The sequence below is a fragment of the Streptomyces katrae genome (assembly GCF_000966975.1).
Classification (GTDB): Bacteria; Actinomycetota; Actinomycetes; order Streptomycetales; family Streptomycetaceae; genus Streptomyces; species Streptomyces katrae.
The window spans coordinates 1-4,002 of the sequence record NZ_JZWV01000327.1; the positions used below are offsets into that span (position 1 = coordinate 1).

The 4,002-nt window shown below is 75.7% G+C and carries 5 protein-coding genes; 4 read left to right on the plus strand and 1 reads right to left on the minus strand.

The genetic code is table 11. The features are described from left to right. Both VR44_RS12945 and VR44_RS12950 read left to right on the plus strand, forming a co-directional pair. Positions 1-565, plus strand: a 565-nt coding sequence (locus VR44_RS12945; RefSeq protein ID WP_045947611.1) for an endonuclease V, incomplete at its 5' end; no start/stop codon positions are given. A 58-nt stretch (positions 566-623) separates the two neighbouring features. Further along, a complete protein-coding gene (locus VR44_RS12950) occupies positions 624-1,331 on the plus strand; it encodes a hypothetical protein (protein ID WP_157880288.1) in 708 nt (235 codons plus the stop codon). Here VR44_RS12950 and VR44_RS12955 read toward each other — a convergent pair. After that, complete coding sequence (locus VR44_RS12955; protein ID WP_045947613.1) at positions 1,328-2,539, minus strand: saccharopine dehydrogenase family protein; 1,212 nt, start codon at positions 2,537-2,539, stop codon at positions 1,328-1,330. The genes VR44_RS12950 and VR44_RS12955 overlap by 4 nt on opposite strands. Positions 2,540-2,635: 96 nt before the next feature. On the opposite strand from VR44_RS12955, the gene VR44_RS12960 reads away from it, so the two are divergent. Then, complete coding sequence (locus VR44_RS12960) at positions 2,636-3,052, plus strand: MmcQ/YjbR family DNA-binding protein (protein ID WP_045947614.1); 417 nt, start codon at positions 2,636-2,638, stop codon at positions 3,050-3,052. A gap of 92 nt (positions 3,053-3,144) precedes the next feature. Then, a partial coding sequence (locus VR44_RS12965; protein WP_211275062.1) for a CaiB/BaiF CoA transferase family protein occupies positions 3,145-4,002 on the plus strand: 858 nt, incomplete at its 3' end.

Sequence of the window (4,002 nt, forward strand, 5' to 3'; positions counted from 1 at the left end):
CGACGTGGCCTACGACGACGAGCGCGACCTCGTCGCGGCCGCCGCCGTCGTCCTCGACGCCGCCACCCTCGAGGTCGTCGCCGAGGCCACCGCCGTCGGGCACGTGAGCTTCCCCTACGTGCCCGGCCTGCTCGCCTTCCGCGAGCTGCCGACCGTCCTCGCCGCCCTGGAGGCGCTCCCCGTCACCCCCGGCCTGGTCGTCTGCGACGGCTACGGCCTCGCCCATCCGCGCGGCTTCGGCCTCGCCTGCCACCTCGGGGTGGTGACGGGCCTGCCGAGCATCGGCGTCGCCAAGAACCCCTTCACCTTCACCTACGAGGAGCCCGGCCCCCCGCGCGGCGAGGCCTCGCCGCTCCTCGCCGCCGACGGCTCGGTCGTCGGCCGGGCGCTGCGCACCCAGCACGGGGTCAAGCCGGTGTACGTGTCCGTGGGCCACCGCGTCTCCCTGGACAACGCCTGCGCCCACACCCTCGCGCTGAGCCCCCGCTACCGGATCCCCGAGACCACCCGGCACGCCGACTCCCTGTGCCGGCGCGCTCTGCGCGAGGCGGGTGCCCAGAGATGACCCGTCACGGTTTCCGGCGCCTGGCGGCCGGGCTCGTGCTGTTCGTGTCGGCGGCCGGGTGCGGAAGCCCGAACGGGCCGCACCCGACGGCGCCGACGACCGCGCCGGCGACTGCGCAGGCCACGCGGCCGGTACCGCTGTCGGCCGCCGAGTTGCGGACGCACCTCCTGCCCGCGGCCCTGCCGGGCGGCTGGACCTCCGAGGCCGAACCCCCGCGCGAGAGCCCGAAAGGGGCCCCGGCCGGCTCGGCGACGCCCCGTCCTGCGAGGCCCTGCTGGACGGGCAGAGCGTCGTGGACGCGGGCACGGCCGCGGCGTCCGCGTCCGCGACGGCCATGTTCAGCGGCGGGCACTCTGCCGGGAACGGCGTCATCCCCGGCATGGAGAAGCTCTACTCGTTCGCGGACGGCGGTGCGCACCGGGCGGTGGAGGACATGCGCGCCCTGGTGGCCCGGTGCCGGACCGTGGAGCTGCCGCACGCGGCGGGGGAGCCCGCCGACACCGCCGCCTTCGCCATCGCCGAAGGCCCCCGGCTCGGGGACGAGAGCCTGGTCGTCCAGGCGGCGGTCACCGGGGGCGGCCAGGGCGCCGCGGGCGGCACGCAGCACGCGGACGCGACCGTGGTCCGGGTGGGGAATGCGCTCGTCGTCATCAGCAGTGTCCTCACCCTGACCCCGGAAGAGGCCGGCACCGTCGCGGGGTTCATGCCGACGGCAGTGGCGCAGGTCGTCTCGGACCACCCCGAGCCCGTGGGAGGAAAGTCCTAGATCTCCGCCGCCACCCGGAAGCGGATGCCGGCCTTCTGGAGGCGGTCCAGCAGGGCGTCGCCCATCGCCACCGCCGTGGTGAGCTGGCCGGAGGTCTGGGGGAGGGCGTCGTACGCCAGGCACAGCGCGGACTCCGCGAGCATCTTCGCGGTCTCCCCGTAGCCCGGGTCGCCGCCCGACACCTCGGTGAACACGCGGCGCCCGCCGCCCTCCCCGACGAAGCGGACGGTGAACCAGCTGCGGGCGCGCCGCTCCGCGTCCGGGCCGGTGCCCGGCTCCCAACGGGCCATCAGCCACCGCCGCGCCGCCGGGACCTGGGCCAGCGCGGCCGCCGCGCCCAGCGCCGCCGTCCCGCCCAGGGCCACGGGCAGGTGGCGCACGGAGGCGTAGTGCCGGTAGCGGAAGTCCGGCCCGTAGCGTTCCAGCGCGGCCGCCGACCGGGTCACCACCCGGGGGTCCAGGGTGGGCAGCGGCAGCGCCCAGGTCCCGGTCTCGCGGCTGAACCGGGGCGCCCCCACCGGGCCCCGCACCCGGCGCCCCGGCAGGCGGGGCTGGTACAGCCTGCGCTCCCGGGCGGCGGCCAGGGTCTGCGGGCCCCGGCCCAGGGCGGTGAGGGCGGAGGCCAGCGTGCCGCCGGAGGCCAGCGCGGAGGAGCGGACGAACCCGTCCACCCGCAGCGGCACCCCGGCCGGCAGCAGGCCCACCGTGAAGTACGCCCCGAGGTCGGCCGGCACGGAGTCGAACCCGCACGCGTGCACCAGCCGGGCCCCCGTCTCCCGGGCCCGCGCGTCGTGCGCGACGTACATCCGGTCGACGAACTCCGGCTCGCCGGTGAGGTCCACGTAGTCGGTGCCCGCCGCGGCGCAGGCCGCGACCAGCTCCGCCCCGTACCAGACGTACGGTCCGACGGTGGTGGCCAGTACCCGGGTGGCGGCGGCCAGTTCGCGCACCGCGGCCCCGTCGGAGGCGTCGGCGCGCAGCAGCGGCAGGCCGGCGCAGGCCGGGTTCAGGGCGGTCAGCCGTTCGCGCAGCCGCTCCAGTCTGCCCGGGTCGCGCCCGGCCAGGGCCCAGCGGCAGCCCGCCGGGGCGTGCAGGGCCAGGTACTCGGCGGTCAGCGCCCCGACGAACCCGGTCGCGCCGAAGAGCACGAGGTCGAAGTCCCGGTCCGGACGGGGCTCGGGGCGGCTGCGGTGGACGTGCTCGGTCATGGAACGTTCCTCCCGGCTGGTGTCGGTGGCTGAGGCTAGCGTGGGAGTCGACTGTCCGTACGAGCAGGTGTGACCTGCGGTAAACGGGAGGGTGCGATGAAGGCCGCGGTACGCAAGTGGGAGGCGGTGCGCGCGTTCGCGCTCGGGCTGCCGGAGGCCGTCGAGGAGCATCCCTGGGGGCCCGAGGACGGGGTGGTGAAGGTCAACAAGAAGATCTTCGTCTTCCTGGGCAACGCGGACGGCCCCGAACCGCCGGGCCTCTCGGTCAAGCTCAAGGACGAGGCCCTGCACGGGCACGCGCTGACCGCTCCCGGTGCGCGGCCCACCGGGTACGGCCTGGGCCGGGCGGGCTGGGTGTCGGTGCCGCTGGGGGAGAAGGGGGCGCCGTCGGCGGAGGTGCTGTGCGAGTGGGTGGAGGAGAGCTACCGGACGGTCGCGCTCAAACGGCACGTCAGGGAACTCGACTCGAGACGTCCCGGGGGCGCCCCGGTGGAGATCGGGCCAATCGGCTAAGCGCTTGCTCTTGTGCTCAGTGGGAGGCGTTCCTAGCATCGCTGGTGTTACATCAGTTGTGTCACACACGCACCAGGGACGCTGGGGGCCCGATGACAGTGGCGAAGACAGGGACCGGCCCGCTCGCCGGTGTGCGCGTCGTGGAACTGGCGGGCATCGGGCCCGGTCCGTTCGCCGCCATGCTCCTCGCCGACCTCGGCGCCGACGTGGTCCGCGTCGACCGGCCCGGCGGCGGCGGGCTCGCCATCGACCCGGCCTACGACGTCACCAACCGCAACAAGCGCTCCGTCCTGGTCGACCTGAAGTCCCCCGAAGGCCCCGCCCGGGTGCTGGAGCTGGCCGAGCGGGCCGACGTGCTCATCGAGGGCTTCCGCCCCGGCGTCGCCGAGCGGCTCGGTGTCGGGCCCGAGGAGTGCCTCGCCCGCAACCCCGCGCTGGTCTACGGCCGGATGACCGGCTGGGGCCAGGAGGGCCCGCTCGCCCGCACCGCCGGACACGACATCGCGTACATCGCCGTCACCGGCGCCCTCGGCATGATCGGCAGCCCGGAAGGGCCCCCGGCCGTCCCCGCCAACCTGGTCGGCGACTACGCGGGCGGCTCCCTCTACCTGGTCATCGGGGTACTCGCCGCCCTCCAGCACGCCCGCACTCCCGGCGGCGCCGGCCAGGTCGTGGACGCGGCGATCGTCGACGGCACCGCCCACCTCACCGCGATGATCCACGGGATGGTCGCGGCAGGCGGCTGGCAGGACCGGCGCGGGGTCAACCTCCTCGACGGCGGCTGCCCCTTCTACGGCACCTACGAGACCTCCGACGGCCGGTACATGGCCGTCGGCGCGCTGGAGCAGCAGTTCTACGACACCTTCGTCCGCCTCCTCGGCGTCGCCGACGAGGCCCCCGCCCGCAAGGACCTCGCCCGCTGGGGCGAGCTGCGCGAGGCCGTCGCCGCC